This window comes from Bacillus sp. JJ634 (assembly GCF_036962285.1).
In the GTDB taxonomy this organism is placed as follows: Bacteria; Bacillota; Bacilli; order Bacillales; family DSM-1321; genus Peribacillus; species Peribacillus asahii_A.
In genome coordinates, this window is record NZ_JBALMU010000024.1 from 1 (window position 1) to 17,122 (window position 17,122).

Genomic DNA, 17,122 nt, shown 5'->3' on the forward strand with positions numbered 1-17,122 from the left:
AAATAGCGATTATTGGAGGCGGAGCAATAGGTTTATTGTTTGCCAATTATTTGAGTCAATCACATAGCGTAACTGTATATACAAGAACGGAAGAACAGGCTGCGCGTTTAAATCATGATGGATTAAATTTTATGAGGAACGGAGAGGTGCAAACGAAAACAATCACCGCGAAAAAATTAGCGAAAAATGTGGAAGATGCACAATTGGTGATTGTCACAGTTAAGCAATATCAGCTTTCCGACATTTATTCGTCGATTCAATATTGTAAGCAGCCCCTGTTATTTTTGCAAAATGGCTATGGACATATTGAATTTCTAAATAAGCTAGCTTCACCTTCTCTTTTTGTTGGGGTCGTTGAGCATGGAGCTTTAAAGCATGATTCACATACAGTTGAACATACAGGGGTAGGTAAAACAAAGCTTGCTGTTTTTCGAGGGAATGAAAGTGAATTGCCGTTTAGACATGAATTGATAGAGCTCTTTCCATTTGAAGTGTATAAGGATTATCATTCTATGTTGCTTGAGAAGTTGATTGTCAATGCGGTTATTAATCCGTTAACGGCTATTTTAGGTGTTCCAAATGGAGAGCTTGTTACGAATGCAGCATATGCCAAGTTAATGGACATCTATTTTCAAGAACTAGCTTCTATTTTGCATATAGACAATCCGGGACAAGCATTAGAGCATGTGAAGTCCGTATGTCGAGGAACATCAGAAAATCGTTCATCCATGCTGAAGGATTTAGAGCATGGACGTCAAACAGAGATTGAAGCCATTTTAGGATACGTTCTTTCACAAGCGAAACAAAATGGAGAGGAACATCGTTTGATTGATTTTCTTTATACGATGATTAAAGGTAAAGAACGGAAGGAAGGCTGATAGTAGTGGAGTTTGTTGTATCCGCATTCGTGGCAACATTCGTAACATTACCGATTCTCGGATATATCGTTTTTTTTACTGTGGCGAAGCAAATGACAAAAAACCATCGCAGGTCCGTTCGTATTGCAATGGATTTAAGTACTATATTTTTTATTTTTGCCGTTAATTATTTGATTACGGTGATTTGGGATAAGCAGCTTTTTTGGGTGTTAATGTTGATTGTTTTAACGATTGCCTGTACAGTTGTCCTTGTTCATTATAAGGTAAAACAGGAAATTGTTTTTTCGAAGGTTCTGAAAGGGGTTTGGAGATTAAACTTTGCATGCTTTTTTTGTACGTATTGTGTCCTTGTCTTGTATGGGATATTTACTAGAATTCTAGGAGTATTCATCTTCTAATACTGCATAACCTGTTAGTACATACGACTTGAACTATGTTAAACAAAAGCTTAACGATGGATATTATCGAATGTTAAGTAAGGTTATGAGGGCAATCAATAAATTCTTGTATAACCTAACCTAGTTGAATCATTTAGTGAAGCTTTCAGCAGTGTTGCATAAAATTCGGCTGTTAGGCAACTTTTTTTATTTTTTTGACATAGCGTGCTATACTCAAAAGTACTGAAGATGCAGAGAGAGGGAGTAGTACATAAATGGAGATGAAAGATCTCGAGTTACCATCTTTAAATCGGTTTGCTTCGGATTATTTACAAGGGCATCTCGAAGTTGAAGATTATTTCCACTATGATTTGTCTAGTAAAGACATGTACCATAATCGATATAAAGAATTAATGAATCGAACGTTTCTGCGCCAAGAAGTGGCAGATTATATAGAGAACTATATGGCAAGATTGCCAAAGAGTGAAGCTGTGATGAAGAGTATTTCGGATTTGCGTAAGGAGGGGTCCGTTGTCGTAATAGGTGGACAACAAGCTGGTTTATTAACAGGTCCATTATATACGATTCATAAAGTAATCTCGATTATTAAATTGGCTAAAGAGCAAGAAGAAGTGCTTAAGAAAAGAGTTATTCCCGTCTTTTGGATTGCAGGGGAAGACCATGACGTAGCAGAAGTGAATCATGTCTATGTGATGAAAGAGGGGAAACCGACTAAGAAAACATATCCTTCCTATCAGCCGTTTAAAACGATGGTTTCTGATATTGAATTAGACGTACAGGTTATGCAACAGTGGTTTGAGGAGATTATCGAAACGTATGGTGAGACAAATTATACAAGTGCGCTGCTTGCCAATATGAAGACTATTTTGTGTCGTTCGAAAACATTTGTTGATTTCTTTTCGGCACTTATCCATGAATGGTTTCATGAATATGGTTTATTGTTAATCGATGCAGCAGATCCGCGGTTACGACAATTAGAGGCGCAATTTTTCACGCAAATGGTAGAGCGTCATGAAGATATAACGGCAGCCGTATGTGCGCAACAAGCGTTCATTCAAGAGCAAGGATATCGACGAATGATTGAAATGGATGCGAACGCTGTTAATTTATTCTATTACAATCCAGAGAAGAAAGACCGCTGCTTGTTAGAGAGAAACAATGGGCAAATTATCGGAAAAAATGGTGAATTGCGTTTTACAAAACAAGAACTTTTACAGACGGCGAAAGATACTCCAGAGCGGTTAAGCAACAATGTTGTTACACGTCCGTTAATGCAGGAGATGCTCTTTCCGGTACTAGCTTTTATTTCAGGTCCAGGCGAAATTGCTTATTGGGCTGAATTAAAGCGGGCTTTCGATTTATTCGAGATGAAAATGCCGCCGATTGTGCCAAGGCTTAATATTACGTTAGTAGAGCGCGGGATTGAAACAGACCTTGAGGAAGTTGGCTTGGAGCTTGAAACGGTTTTAATAGAAGGAACAGACAAAGCAAAAGAAAGTTATTTGGAATCTGTTAAAGATCCGCTGCTTGAACAGTTGTATGACAAGATGAAGCGAGATTTACAAGTTAATCATCAACAGTTATCAGAGCATGCCGTTGAACTAGATAAAGGACTTCAATCTTTGCTGTACAAAAACCGCTTTTTTATTGAGCAGCAGTTAGACTTTATCTATGGAAAAATGGAAGCGAGCACGAAAGAAAAGAATGCCGTTGTCGTTCGTAAATACGATCGAATCGCTCAATCTTTGTATCCACTACATGCTCCGCAGGAACGAATTTGGAATATCTTTTATTATGTAAATAAATATGGGCCGGATCTTATACAGGATTTGATGGAGCTTTCTTATAGCTTTAATAATCAGCATAAACTTATATACGTATAGGAAGAGACAGGTTTTGAGCCTGTCTCTTTTTGTATGTCGGAGGATTACTCAAGTATATAAGCGTAATTAGTAGTGCTTGTTTATCCTGTAATAAACATTTAATGGAAAATGATAGGTCCAAAGTATTTAAATTTAAAACAAGTGGAGATAAGTGGAGAAATGTGGTACATTGATAGTAGAAAGTGGGGTATTGGGTATGTTTATGGGGGAATACCATCACACCATTGACACCAAGGGGCGGTTGATTGTTCCTGCGAAATTTCGGGACAACCTAGGTGAACAATTTGTGTTGACACGAGGTCTTGATCAGTGTTTGTTTGGTTATCCCATGGCGGAGTGGAATCTTCTCACAGAAAAGTTAAAGGCGTTGCCATTAACGAAAAAAGATGCCCGTTCTTTTACTCGCTTTTTCTTCTCAGCTGCAACAGAATGCGACATAGATAAACAAGGCCGAATTAATATTCCAGCGCCGCTTATTTCATATGGCCAATTGGAAAAAGAATGTGTAATTCTTGGTGTGTCCAATCGAATTGAGATTTGGAGCAAGCCCCTTTGGGAAGACTATTTTGCAGCATCAGAAGACTCTTTTGCTGAAATAGCAGAGAGTATGATCGGCTTTGATATTTAAGGCGACCCGAATGGGACTCAATTAATCGATTGGAAGGATGAAAAAAATGTTTCAACATACGACTGTGCTACTTAGAGAAACGGTTGATGGTTTGAATATAAAACCGGATGGAATTTACGTGGATTGTACACTTGGAGGAGCGGGACATAGTGAATACTTGCTTTCACAGTTATCTAGTGAGGGAAAGCTATACTCCTTTGATCAAGATATTACCGCTATCCAAAATGCTAAAGAGAAATTACGTGCATATGATGATCGCGTCGTGCTCATCCAAAATAACTTTAAATATTTACAAGAAGAACTGCAGGCGCGTGGAGTGGACAAAGTAGATGGTATTTTATATGACTTAGGTGTCTCCTCGCCGCAATTAGATACACCAGAGCGAGGGTTTAGTTATCAACATGATGCCCCACTTGATATGCGAATGAATCAAAATGCTTCTATTTCTGCTTATGATGTGGTGAATACATGGTCATATGAGGATTTAGTACGCATTTTCTTTCAATACGGAGAAGAGAAATTCTCTAAACAGATAGCAAGAAAGATTGAAGCTGCTCGTGCCAAACAACCAATTACGACTACATTTGAATTAGTTGACCTTATTAAAGAAGGGATTCCAGCCCCTGCAAGACGTAAAGGAGGACACCCAGCTAAGCGGGTGTTTCAAGCAATTCGAATCGCAGTAAATGATGAGTTAGGTGTTTTTGAAGATTCGTTAGAACAAGCCATATCCATGTTAAACCCTCGTGGTAGAATCTCTGTTATTACCTTCCATTCATTAGAAGATCGTATTTGTAAAAAGGTATTTAAAGCTGCTAGCTCCCTACCTGACCTTCCACCTGGTTTGCCTATTGTTCCTGATGAGTTTAAGCCAACGTTGAAGTTGATTACGAGAAAGCCGATTTTACCTTCAGAAGCTGAATTAGAAGGAAATAATCGTTCGCGGTCAGCTAAGTTACGAATTGCAGAAAAGCAGTAAACAAATGATATGCAATAGGAGTGAGTGGAATGAACTCGTTTGCTAAAAAAATTCAGGAGCAACAACCTGAACAGCAGCGACAAACTGTTCAGACAGTTGTCGTTCGGAAAAGCAAAATTTCAATTGGTGAACTATTTTTGCTATGTGCCCTTGCTGCAATGGTGGCATTTGTTAGTGTCAAAATGATTTCTAATCAGGCTGCTATTTATAAAGTAAATAAAGATATTCAGCAAGCAGAAGTTTCTATTGAAAAGCAAACAAAAGCGAATGAAGATTTAAAAATACAGGTTAAAGAATTAAGTGGTTATGAAAGATTATGGAAAAAGGCTGAAGAACTTGGCCTTAAACGTAATGATAATAACGTGAAGGTTGTGCAGGAATAATGCTCAAACAAAAAAATATGAAGCGAGGGGCAGCCGGGTTATTTTTCTTTTTCGGCCTGCTCTTTTTTGTCTTACTGATTCGTTTTATTTATATTCAGGCAACAGGTGTCGCTGGTGGAGAAGTGCTGGCATCCAAGCTGGATAAGAAATATGAAAGAGAACAAGTACTTGAAGCGAAAAGAGGAAATATTTTAGACACAAACGGGGAAGTCATTGCAGAGGATACGTCGTCTTTCACCTTAATCGCGATATTGAGTGAAAAAGAGAAAGAGCATGTTGAGAATCCGAAAGAGACGGCGGAGCAGCTAGCTAAGTTCATTGAAATGGATGAGTCGGACATTTATGAACGTCTGACTAAAAAAGGTCTATTTCAAGTGGAGTTTGGGAAGGCGGGACGTGATTTAACACACGAAACGAAACAGAAGATTGAAGAGCTGGAGATGCCTGGTATTACGTTCCAAAAGAAGAACCGACGCTTTTATCCAAATGGTGTGTTTGCCTCTCATTTAATTGGTTATGTCGAACAAGATGAAAAAACAGGAGACACCGTAGGGAAATTTGGAATTGAGCGGTATATGAACGATGATTTATTAGAGAAGAATGGGAAGATTACCTTTGATAGTGATTCATGGGGAATGTTACTGCCGGATAGTCAAGAAAAGGTGAAGGCTCCCCAAAATGGAAAGAATGTTACGTTAACGATTGATAAGAAGGTTCAAACGGTATTAGAGGACGCTTTAACAAAGGTTGAAGAAAAGTATAAACCTAGTCAAATCATTGCGATTGTTTCTAACCCGAAAACAGGTGAAATTGTTGCAATGGGACAACGACCAAGCTTTCATCCTGTTACGAAGGAGGGTTTGACAGATACTTGGCGGAATTTAGCCATTGAAGAAAGCTTCGAGCCAGGATCAACGATGAAAGTTTTTACATTAGCAGCCGCGGTGGAAGAGGGAGTATTTAATCCAAATGCGACGTATGTATCTGGGAGCTACAATGTACCCGGGTCCAAATCACCTAGAGACCACAGTGGGATACAAGCAGGACAAACGATGACGTTTCTAGAAGGAGTTCAACGCTCTTCTAATGTTGCCTTTTCAACGCTTGCTATGGATAAAATCGGTGCCGATACGTTTCGTGAATATTTAACGAAATTTGGTTTTGATAACAAAACAGGTATTGACTTGCCAAATGAAATTATCGGCAAGATTCAATATAAATATAAAATTGAAAAGGTTACGACGGCATTTGGTCAAGGGTCAACAATCACGCCCATTCAGCAAATTCAAGCTGCATCAGCGATTGCTAATAATGGCAAGATGATGAGACCATATGTCATTAAAAGTATTTCTAATCAAGACAATGGGAAAGTGCTGAAAACAACAAAGCCAAAAGCAGTTGGTCAGCCTATTTCGGCAAAATCTGCGAAAGAAGTTCGAGATTATTTAGAGACGGTTGTGACAGCTAAAAAAGGAACGGGTAAGCCATATGCTTTAGAAGGGTATGATGTAGCCGGGAAAACAGGGACTGCTGAAATTGCTGGAGCAGATGGACGTTATATGGTTGGACGGGATAACTATGTGTTTTCCTTTTTAGGAATGGCACCAGCGGATGATCCGCAGCTTGTTATGTATGTGGCCGTTAAGCAGCCGCAATTGGGCACTTCTTATGTAGGAGCAGATCCGGTATCAGAGATTTTTAAGCCCGTTATGCAAAATAGTTTGCAATATTTAAATATTGAACCAACGAATATAGAAAAACAAACAGCCACCGAGCTTGAAGATTTTACGAACCAATCGCTTCAAACTGCTACAAAAAAACTTAAGCAATTAGGATATGAAGTAGTGACAATTGGCGATGGAAGCAAAGTCATCGATCAAGCTCCGAAAGCAGGGTCTACTTTACTGCCAGGTGAGAAAATTGTTTTCCGAACGGAAGGGAAAATGAAAGCCCCTAATATGCAAGGCTGGTCGCTGCGGGATGTTATGAAGGTTGCTAATATTAGTGGTGTACAATTAAATACAGCAGGTACTGGTTATGTGACAAAACAAAATATGAAAGCTGGTAAAACGATGAAAGAGGGCGATTATCTTATTGTTGAACTAACAAAACCGAATGAAATCGTCGAGAAAAAGGAATCAGATAAAGAAGAAGTGCATGATTAACGCATGTCTACTCATATAGACAGCTATATAAACAAAAGTTTGAACGAAAAAGCATTGGCGTAAGCTGATGCTTTTTCGTTGTGATCCAATCGACTTTGCTTTTCTTAGTCTACCGTCTATAAGACAAGCATATATTGTAGCAAGTGTGAATGGAGGTGTCTGTTTTTGCGAGTTTCTAATGTAACGGTGCGAAAACGGCTGGCGATTGCTTTAGCAGCAGGGATTATCATTTTTTTTATTATCGATATTCGCCTAGGAATTGTGCAATTTTTACGTGGCAACGAGTTAACGAGTTTAGCTGAAGATTTGTGGAGTCGGAATATTCCGTTCGAACCGAAGCGCGGTGAAATATTGGATCGTAATGGAGTAGAACTTGCAACTAATATTTCAGCTCCGACTGTATACGTGATTCCAAGGCAAATCGAAAACCCAGGCGAAGCGGCGGAACAACTTGCTTCTATATTAAATATGGAAAAACAAAAAGCCTACGAATTAGTGACAAAGAAGACGATGAGTGTTCGTATTCCAGAAGGACGGAAGATTTCTCATGAAAAAGCGAAAAAAATAAAAGCACTAGGGTTAAAGGGAGTATATATTGCAGAAGATTCAAAACGGCATTACCCATTTGGTTCCTATTTATCACATGTACTTGGATTTGCTGGTTCAGATAATCAAGGTTTAATGGGCATTGAATTAACGTACGATAAAGAATTAAGTGGTGAAAAAGGCTATGTGAAATTTTACTCAGATGCTAAAGGAAAAAGACTCGAAAATATGGCGGATGATTATAAAGCGCCTGTTGATGGCAATGATGTAAAGCTGACGATTGATAGCAAAATTCAAACGATTGTTGAGCGAGAACTTGATAATGCAGAGGCGACCTATAATCCGGATGGCATCATTGCGATTGCGATGGACCCGAATTCAGGTGAAATTTTAGCGATGTCGAGTAGACCATCTTTTGATCCAGCTAACTTCCAGGAAGTACCACCTGAAGTGTATAATCGAAATTTACCAGTATGGAGTTCCTATGAGCCAGGTTCGACATTTAAGATTATCACACTGGCAGCGGCCCTTGAAGAAGGCAAGGTCAATTTAGATAGAGATACGTTTTTTGATCCAGGACATGTCGAAGTAGCAGGCGCAACTTTACGTTGTTGGAAAAGGGGCGGACATGGCTCACAAACCTATTTAGAAGTAGTTGAAAATTCGTGCAACCCCGGCTTCGTTCAATTAGGAGAACGGCTCGGAAAAGACAAGCTGTTTCAATATATTAAAGATTTCGGATTTGGAGCAAAAACAGGTATTGATTTGGCTGGGGAGGGTACAGGGATTATGTTTAATATGGACCGAGTTGGTCCGGTTGAGCAGGCTACAACAGCGTTTGGGCAAGGGGTATCTGTGACTCCGATTCAACAGGTAACCGCTGTTTCTGCAGCGGTCAATGGCGGCATCCTGTATACACCTTATATTGCGAAGGAACTAATTGACTCAACAACAGGGGAAGTAGTGATGGAGAAAAAACCTAAAGCGAAAAGGCGCGTTATTTCCGAGGAAACATCGAAGGAAGTGCGCCGTGCCCTTGAATCGGTTGTAGCGAAAGGAAGCGGAGCGGGTGCTTTCGTAGAATCTTATCGAGTTGGCGGGAAAACAGGAACGGCTCAAAAAGCAGAAAATGGACGCTATTTGGAAAATAATCATATCGTTTCCTTTATTGGATTTGCCCCGGCAGACAAGCCAGAAGTCGTTATTTATGTTGCTGTAGATAATCCGAAAGGGACTGTACAATTTGGTGGTGTAGTTGCCGCTCCAATCGTTGGGAAAATCATGGAAGACTCTCTTCATGCTCTTAATGTGAAGCCGCGAAAAAATCAAATTGAAAAAGAGCGGAAATGGAACGACCCTGTCATGATTGAAGTACCTAATGTTGTGGGAATGACGAAAAACGAATTACAAACGCAGCTGCTTGATTTAAAGCTCGATATTGCTGGACAAGGTGATTATGTTATTAAACAAGCACCGGAAGCGGGTGTGAAAATAAAAGAAGGGGCCACAATACGAATTTATCTTGGCGAAAATACAGAATAAGTATAAAATAAACATGGTTAGTGGAAGCGGCTGAAACATCAGCCGCTTTGTTTTACGATAACCTAAGCTGAATAACACAGTTTAGGGAGTGGAGGTTTTGTTTAGAAATAAAATAGTTAAAGGAAACAGTTAAGAAGGCTGAAGAGTCTACAATAGAAAAGCAATGATACATGCTTTTCTCGACAAGGTGTAATGATTCACCTATAATAAATCCTCAGATAAAGTTGAGAGGGATGGAGAAAAATGAAGCTACATACATTACTATCTTATTTACATGCTTTAGTTAAATATGAAGGGGATAATCCAGACATTACCTCGATAGAGAATGATAACCGTAAAGTAAAGGACGGTAGTTTATTTGTTTGTATTCAAGGGTACACCGTTGATGGCCATGAGTTCGCGAAATCTGCTGTAGACAATGGAGCAAGTGCCATTCTTGCTGAGCGACCGCTTGATTTACCGGTACCCGTTATCGTTGTTCGAGATACAAAGCGGGCAATGGCGGTACTGGCAGATGCTTTTTACGGTCATCCAACACAAAAGCTACGCTTAATTGGCATTACTGGCACAAATGGTAAAACAACAACGAGCCATCTTTTAGAGAAAATCTTTGGTGACCAACAACAAACAACCGGGTTAATCGGCACGATGTATACGAAAATCGCTGATCAAACGTATGAAACGAAAAATACAACACCCGATAGTGTAACGTTGCAGCAAGCGTTTCATCAAATGATGGAAGCAAACGTAGATACCGCTATTATGGAAGTGTCGTCACATGCTTTAGAGCTTGGGCGGGTGCATGGTTGTGATTATGATATTGCAGTTTTTACTAATTTAACGCAAGACCATCTAGATTTTCATAAAACGATGGAACATTATAAACAAGCAAAATCTTTGCTTTTCTCTCAGCTTGGAAATACTTATATAGAGAACCGTCCTAAATATGCTGTGTTAAATGCCGATGATAAAGCAGCAGAAGATTTCATTAAGGCAACTGCAGCGACGGTTGTGACATATGGGATTGACAAACCAGCTGATGTCGTTGCTAAGGATATTCATATTTCGGCAAAAGGGACCGCATTTACGCTTGTATTTGCGAATGAAGAGCGACACGTGCAACTGCAGCTTATGGGTAAGTTCAGTGTGTATAACGTACTAGCGGCAATTTCAGCAGCATTATGTGCGGGCGTAGATTTAGATGCAAGCATTCAATCAATCGAAGAAGTAAAAGGTGTTTCGGGTCGTTTTGAACTTGTTTCAGCAGGGCAAGCATTTCCTGTTATTGTAGATTATGCTCACACGCCGGACAGCTTAGAAAATGTGTTGAAAACAGTTCAAGAATTTGCGGAGAAAAAGATTTTTGTCGTTGTTGGATGCGGAGGCGACCGAGATAAAACAAAACGTCCACTGATGGCTAAAATTGCTTGTCAATTTGCGACGCTTCCAATTTTTACTTCCGATAACCCACGCAGCGAAAATCCAAGCCAAATTTTACGTGATATGGAAACAGGCGTTGCCGGCCAATTGTATAAAGTAATAGAGGATCGTCGTGAAGCAATTGCCTATGCAGTTTCACAAGCTGAAGCTGGTGATGTCATTGTCATTGCTGGAAAAGGACATGAAACGTATCAACTGATAGGAGATCAAGTGTTGCACTTTGACGATCGTGAAGAAGCAAAGAAAGCAATTTTAAACAAATAAATGATTTTATTGTATGAGGAATGAGGGAGTAAGGAATGTTGGAACAAGTAATTTTTTATACGATTTTGGTAGCTTTTTTAATTACTGTCCTGCTCTCCCCGATTTTTATTCCATTTTTAAGAAGGCTTAAATTTGGGCAAAGCATTCGGGAAGAAGGGCCAAAATCACATCAAAAGAAAACAGGAACACCAACGATGGGCGGCATCATGATTTTGCTTGCGGTTACGATTGCGACACTCGTGATGACATTTAAATTTTCAGAACCATCGTTTGAAACATATTTATTATTATTTGTTACATTAGGGTTTGGTTTATTAGGCTTTTTAGATGATTTTATTAAAGTAGTGATGAAGCGAAATCTCGGTTTAACATCGAAGCAAAAATTATTCGGTCAAATCGTTATTGCTGTTATTTTTTATTTAATTTATCGACGCGCCGATCATTTTGTTCCTTCTCTAACGATTCCAGGAACGGATGTTGCTATTGATTTTGGATGGTTTTATGTATTTATTGTTATCTTCTGGCTTGTTGGGTTCTCGAATGCCGTGAATTTAACAGATGGTTTAGATGGGCTTGTTTCCGGGACATCAGCCATTGCTTTTGGAGCATTTGCTGTACTTGCTTGGAATCAATCTCAATATGATGTCGCGATTTTCTCTGTAGCTGTTGTAGGTGCGGTACTAGGTTTTCTTGTCTTTAATGCTCATCCGGCTAAGGTGTTTATGGGGGACACAGGCTCGCTCGCTTTAGGTGGAGCCATCGCTTCGATTGCGCTGTTAACAAATTTAGAATTAATGCTTGTTATTATTGGTGGAGTTTTTGTTATTGAAACATTGTCGGTTATTTTGCAAGTTGGTTCGTTTAAATTAAGAGGAAAAAGAATTTTTAAAATGAGCCCGCTGCACCATCATTATGAGCTTTCTGGCTGGTCAGAATGGCGCGTTGTTGTGACGTTTTGGACGGTAGGATTACTTTGTGCAGTGCTCGGAATCTATTTAGAGGTGTGGGTGTAAAATGAAGGAAACAGCAAAATATTCACAAAAAAAAGTATTGGTATTAGGGTTAGCGAAGAGCGGGGTCACGGCTGCTTCTCTTCTTCATAAGCTAGGAGCATTTGTAACGGTGAATGATATGAAGCCGCTGTCTGAGAATCCTGAGGCACAAGGGCTGCTAGAGCAAGGTATTAAAGTGATATGCGGGAGTCATCCTATTGAGCTGTTAGATGAAGGCTTCGAGCTAATTGTCAAAAATCCAGGAATTCCTTATCGTAATCCGCTTATCAAAGGGGCTCTGGAAAAAGGGATTCCCGTTATTACGGAAGTAGAGCTTGCTTATCAAATTAGTGAGGCGCCGTTTATTGGGATTACTGGAACAAATGGGAAAACAACGACGACCACATTAATTTTTGAAATGTTAAAGGCTGGGGACAAGTCGCCGTTAATTGCTGGAAATATTGGTACAGTTGCTTCCGGTGTGGCTAAAGAGGCACAAGCAGAGGATACAATCGTCATTGAGCTATCATCGTTTCAGTTAATGGGAATTGAAGAGTTTCGCCCAGAAATCGCGCTTGTGACAAATTTATATGATGCTCATCTTGATTATCATAGCTCGAAGCAAGAATATGCAGAGGCGAAAGCAGCGATCACAAAAAAACAACAAAAGACAGATTTCTTTGTTTACAATGCAGACCAAGAAGAAGTAAGACGCATGGCTGCCGGCTCACAGGCGGAGTTAGTTCCATTTTCAGCGACGACAAAGCAGGAGCAAGGTGCCTATGTAGAAGCAGGCGTTGTCTATTTCCGTGGTGAAAAAGTGATGAATACAGCGGATATTGCTCTGCCAGGTAAACATAATTTAGAAAATGTTTTAGCGGCTATATCTGTTGTGAAATTAAAAGGTGTTTCAAATGAAGCGATTCAATCGGTACTGTCGTCGTTTCATGGGGTAGAACACCGTTTGCAATATGTAGCCACAATAGAGAATCGTAAATTTTATAATGATTCAAAAGCGACGAATATTTTGGCTGCTTCTAAGGCGCTTGCGTCTTTCTCAGAACCAACGATTTTACTAGCTGGCGGGCTGGATCGCGGCAATGAGTTTGACGAATTGAAGGCGAGTATGAAAAACGTGAAAGCTGTTGTGACATTTGGACAAACAGCAGAGAAAATTGAACGTGTAGCAAAAGAAATAGGAATAACGAATATTAAACGTGTCGATAATGTAGTAACGGCTGTTCCGGTTGCTTTCGAATTATCAAACGAAGGCGACTGCATTCTCCTTTCTCCAGCTTGTGCAAGCTGGGACCAATATAAAACATTTGAGCAAAGAGGGGACATGTTTATGGAGGCTGTGCATAAGCTGAAGTAAGAGCTTTTTATTGAAAGTATTTGGGCTTTACAGAAGAAAGCAGCATTGCTTTCACTTCGACATCTTAGAAAAAAGCGATAATGGTGGTTATCGCTTTTTTTTTGACTAAAGTATAGCCTGCCTATGTACAACTTCAGCTGGTGTTGCTCGCAAAAGGCTCTAAAATCTTCTTAGAGGTGGATTGTCTGTGCCATTAAAAAAATCTAATCCCGATTTAATTCTCATTATCGTGACACTAAGTCTTTTGGCCATCGGTTTAACTATGGTATACAGCGCCAGCGCTATTTGGGCAGATTATAAATTTGATGATTCTTTTTATTTTGCGAAGCGTCAGTTGTTGTTTGCCTGTTTAGGCGTTGTCGCTATGTTTTTTATTATGAATGTTGATTATTGGACGTGGCGCACATGGGCGAAACTGCTGGTTATTGTTTGCTTTATTTTACTATTAGCTGTTCTTGTGCCTGGAATTGGGATGGCACGTAATGGATCGCGAAGCTGGATTGGCGTTGGAGCTTTTTCCGTTCAACCATCAGAATTTATGAAGCTGGCGATGATTGCTTTTTTAGCCAAGTTTCTTTCTGAACGGCAAAAGCTGATTACATCATTTAAAAAAGGGATGCTGCCATCTCTAAGCCTTGTCTTTTTAGCTTTTGGGTTAATTATGCTTCAGCCTGATTTAGGAACGGGCACAGTTATGGTTGGTACGTGTATGGTCATGATTTTTATTGCTGGAGCAAGAATTAGCCACTTTGTTGGGCTAGGTTTAATCGGGGTTGCAGGTTTCGTAGTCCTCGTATTATCGGCTCCGTATCGAATAAAGCGAATTACGTCTTTCTTGGATCCGTGGGAGGACCCTCTTGGAAGCGGATTCCAAATGATTCAATCTTTGTATGCAATTGGTCCAGGAGGTTTGTTTGGTCTTGGATTAGGGCAAAGTCGGCAAAAGTTCTTTTATCTTCCGGAGCCGCAAACGGATTTTATCTTTGCTATTTTATCGGAGGAATTAGGGTTTATTGGAGGCTCGCTCGTCCTCTTTTTATTTGCTCTAATGCTTTGGCGAGGAATTCGCATCGCCCTAGGTGCTCCAGACCTTTATGGCAGTCTTGTGGCTGTTGGGATTATTGGAATGGTAGCCATTCAAGTTATGATTAATATTGGCGTTGTAACCGGGTTAATGCCGGTTACCGGAATTACCTTGCCTCTTTTAAGTTACGGGGGATCTTCGTTAACGTTGATGCTTATGGCCATCGGTGTGTTGTTGAATATTAGTCGTTATTCCCGCTTTTAAGGAGAAGCTCTGTTCATATAGAGCTTCTTTTTTTTATAAGCCGCTGTCTAAATCAATCATCATTGATTAATAGAGATTCAGGAAAAATTACCAATATAGATTATGGAGAATTTGTATAGAATTATTGGCATTAATGCCCTGTTTAGACTATAGTATAAGAGGCTAAAACGATGTAAAATAGTGATACGTCTGTCATGCTGTTAAATCAAATTGTACGTCGGAATGTAGATGAAACATTTCGCTTTTAATACGTTAAAAACGTTTAATCTCCCCAAAGAGTTGAAGGGGAAGAAAAGACATGGACTTTCTTTACTAGGAAGACAAGTGATGCTTTTCTAAAAGGAATATTGAGGAGGCTTATTTTTATGATGGAGGCAATTGTACAACAATTAAGAGATTTACAGGTTGGTAAAGTTCTTGTGAATGAACCGCTTGCAAATCATACAACGATGAAAATGGGAGGACCTGCGGATTTATTTATTGAACCTTCTTCGATTCAAAATTTGGAAAAAACGATGAAGATTATTAGAGAGAATAATGTGCCTTGGCGTGCAATCGGAAGAGGATCTAATTTGCTTGTAAGTGATGCTGGCATCGAAGGAGCTCTTATTAAATTGGGCAAAGGATTAGATCATTTGGAGATAAATGAAGCGGAAATCCGAGTTGGAGCAGGCTATTCGCTTGTTAGTCTTTCTGTGCAAATTAGTAAAAAAGGGTTAGCGGGTCTGGAGTTTGCCAGTGGCATTCCAGGGTCAGTTGGAGGCTCTGTGTATATGAATGCAGGGGCCCATGGTTCCGATATGAGCGAGATATTAGAGAAGGCTTATGTTTTATTTGCTGATGGAACGCTTGCGTGGCTCTCTAAAGAAGAGATGGAATTCTCTTATCGAACATCTATTTTACAAAAAAAACGCCCGGGAATTGTTTTGGAAGCTATCTTTCAGTTAACACCTGGTAATCGGGAAGAAATTGTAGCTAAAATGCAGAGCAATAAAAACTATAGGAAAGAGACACAGCCGTACAATCTTCCTTGTGCAGGCAGCATTTTTAGGAATCCGCTTCCTCATTATGCAGGGCAGCTTGTACAAGAGGCTGGTTTAAAAGGGTATTCCATTGGTGGTGCACAAATTTCACCGATGCATGGTAATTTCATTGTAAATACGGGAAATGGAAAGGCTGCAGATGTGTTAGCTTTAATTCAATATGTAAAAGACACCGTGTTTAAACAATATGGAATTATGATGGAGACAGAAGTTGAAATAATTGGTCGAAAATAATGGAACAATCTATAAACATACTTATGTACTGTGATATAATAAATTGCGGAAAATGAAGAATCGTCGAGTTTGAATAACTATTCTTGTAAATAAATGATGGTGTAGAGCTTAATTAAATTGAATAAGACGAAGTCGCTTTTCTAGTGTTTGATTTTACTTTTTAGGAAGAGGTGAAAGGGGTGGAGAAAGGGAAAGTCATTTCAATTGAGGATCGCATTCCAAAACTGAAAAAGATAAGAAAGAGAAAAACAAATCGTCGTTTAATATTTTTGCTCTCTCTTTTTTTTATTCTTGTTGGTTGCGTATTATACTTTCTATCACCATTAAGCCATGTAAAATCGGTTGAAGTAGAGGGAAATCGATATTTGTCTAAGGCGCAGATTGCAAAGCTGAGTAATATAAACAAAAATCAAAGTATATGGAAGGTCGATACAGCACAAATTGCGGCTAATATAAAGGAAAATCCTGAAATTAAGAGTGCTGAGGTCGTTCCTGTGTTTCCTAATTCGATTAAAATTACAGTATCAGAACATAATAAAATGGCTTATTTGCTTAAAGGAAAGCATTTTTATCCTATTCTTGAAAATGGAGAGATATTAGATGGTTTAGAGTCAGGAGAAATCCCTGTATTTGCTCCTGTGTTAATTGATTTCAAAGAAGGAAAAGCTTTGAATCGCTTGTTGGAAGAATTGGTAAAATTACCGGAAGAAATCCAGAATTTGGTTTCAGAAATTCATTATAAACCAACAAAAATGGATCCGTATCATATTATAATGTATATGAATGACGGGTTTGAAGTAAGCGCGACAAGCGAAACTCTTTCTGAAAAAATGGTGCACTATCCCTCAATTGCAAATCAGTTAGATCCTAAAGTAAAAGGGATTATTGATTTAGAGGTAGGTTCATTTTTCAAAGCCTATCAGCCTCCTGAACAAAAGGAAGGGAAAGAGGAAGAATAAGGAATAGAAGGATATCTTTCTAATATCAATGCAATCTAGGAAATTTCTAAATTATATATTAAAAAAGTAATAAGAGATTCCGAAATAAGATATAGCGATTATTATCGTTTGATCTTATATTGTAT

At 39.2% G+C, this 17,122-nt stretch carries 14 protein-coding genes; all 14 read left to right on the plus strand.

What is annotated here, in order from left to right; all coding sequences use genetic code 11:
- Positions 1–878 (plus strand): 2-dehydropantoate 2-reductase (locus V7068_RS04140; protein ID WP_499711226.1); only part of this gene is annotated, 878 nt, incomplete at its 5' end.
- A gap of 5 nt (positions 879–883) precedes the next feature.
- Positions 884–1,276, plus strand: coding sequence for a DUF3397 domain-containing protein (locus tag V7068_RS04145; RefSeq protein WP_499711227.1), 393 nt, complete (start codon positions 884–886; stop codon positions 1,274–1,276).
- Positions 1,277–1,530: 254 nt separating this feature from the next.
- Positions 1,531–3,159, plus strand: a complete 1,629-nt coding sequence (bshC, locus tag V7068_RS04150) for a bacillithiol biosynthesis cysteine-adding enzyme BshC (protein WP_499711228.1) — start codon at positions 1,531–1,533, stop codon at positions 3,157–3,159.
- Between the two features lie 196 nt (positions 3,160–3,355).
- Positions 3,356–3,787, plus strand: coding sequence for a division/cell wall cluster transcriptional repressor MraZ (mraZ, locus tag V7068_RS04155; protein ID WP_499711359.1), 432 nt, complete (start codon positions 3,356–3,358; stop codon positions 3,785–3,787).
- A 46-nt stretch (positions 3,788–3,833) separates the two neighbouring features.
- Positions 3,834–4,766 carry a 16S rRNA (cytosine(1402)-N(4))-methyltransferase RsmH gene (gene rsmH / locus V7068_RS04160; protein ID WP_499711229.1) on the plus strand — a complete coding sequence of 311 codons (933 nt, stop codon included), beginning with the start codon at positions 3,834–3,836 and terminating at the stop codon, positions 4,764–4,766.
- A gap of 29 nt (positions 4,767–4,795) precedes the next feature.
- Positions 4,796–5,149, plus strand: a complete 354-nt coding sequence (ftsL, locus tag V7068_RS04165; RefSeq protein ID WP_119116657.1) for a cell division protein FtsL — start codon at positions 4,796–4,798, stop codon at positions 5,147–5,149.
- Complete coding sequence (locus tag V7068_RS04170) at positions 5,149–7,314, plus strand: penicillin-binding protein (RefSeq protein WP_499711231.1); 2,166 nt, start codon at positions 5,149–5,151, stop codon at positions 7,312–7,314. Before ftsL ends, V7068_RS04170 begins: the two co-directional genes overlap by 1 nt.
- A 165-nt stretch (positions 7,315–7,479) precedes the next feature.
- Positions 7,480–9,402 (plus strand): stage V sporulation protein D, encoded by a 1,923-nt coding sequence (locus V7068_RS04175; protein WP_499711233.1) that lies wholly within the window; start codon positions 7,480–7,482, stop codon positions 9,400–9,402.
- Positions 9,403–9,645: 243 nt separating this feature from the next.
- Positions 9,646–11,106, plus strand: coding sequence for a UDP-N-acetylmuramoyl-L-alanyl-D-glutamate--2,6-diaminopimelate ligase (locus tag V7068_RS04180; RefSeq protein WP_499711234.1), 1,461 nt, complete (start codon positions 9,646–9,648; stop codon positions 11,104–11,106).
- A 35-nt stretch (positions 11,107–11,141) separates the two neighbouring features.
- Positions 11,142–12,119 carry a phospho-N-acetylmuramoyl-pentapeptide-transferase gene (gene mraY / locus V7068_RS04185; protein WP_127759706.1) on the plus strand — a complete coding sequence of 326 codons (978 nt, stop codon included), beginning with the start codon at positions 11,142–11,144 and terminating at the stop codon, positions 12,117–12,119.
- 1 nt (position 12,120) lies between these two features.
- Positions 12,121–13,473: a UDP-N-acetylmuramoyl-L-alanine--D-glutamate ligase gene (gene murD, locus V7068_RS04190; RefSeq protein WP_499711235.1), complete on the plus strand. Its 1,353-nt coding sequence runs from the start codon at positions 12,121–12,123 to the stop codon at positions 13,471–13,473.
- A gap of 187 nt (positions 13,474–13,660) precedes the next feature.
- On the plus strand, positions 13,661–14,761 hold the full coding sequence (gene spoVE, locus V7068_RS04195; protein ID WP_127759708.1) for a stage V sporulation protein E: 1,101 nt from the start codon (positions 13,661–13,663) through the stop codon (positions 14,759–14,761).
- Positions 14,762–15,129: 368 nt separating this feature from the next.
- A complete protein-coding gene (gene murB, locus V7068_RS04200) occupies positions 15,130–16,038 on the plus strand; it encodes a UDP-N-acetylmuramate dehydrogenase (RefSeq protein WP_499711360.1) in 909 nt (302 codons plus the stop codon).
- A 179-nt stretch (positions 16,039–16,217) separates the two neighbouring features.
- Positions 16,218–16,997, plus strand: a complete 780-nt coding sequence (locus tag V7068_RS04205; RefSeq protein ID WP_499711236.1) for a cell division protein FtsQ/DivIB — start codon at positions 16,218–16,220, stop codon at positions 16,995–16,997.
- Positions 16,998–17,122 lie beyond the last annotated feature (125 nt).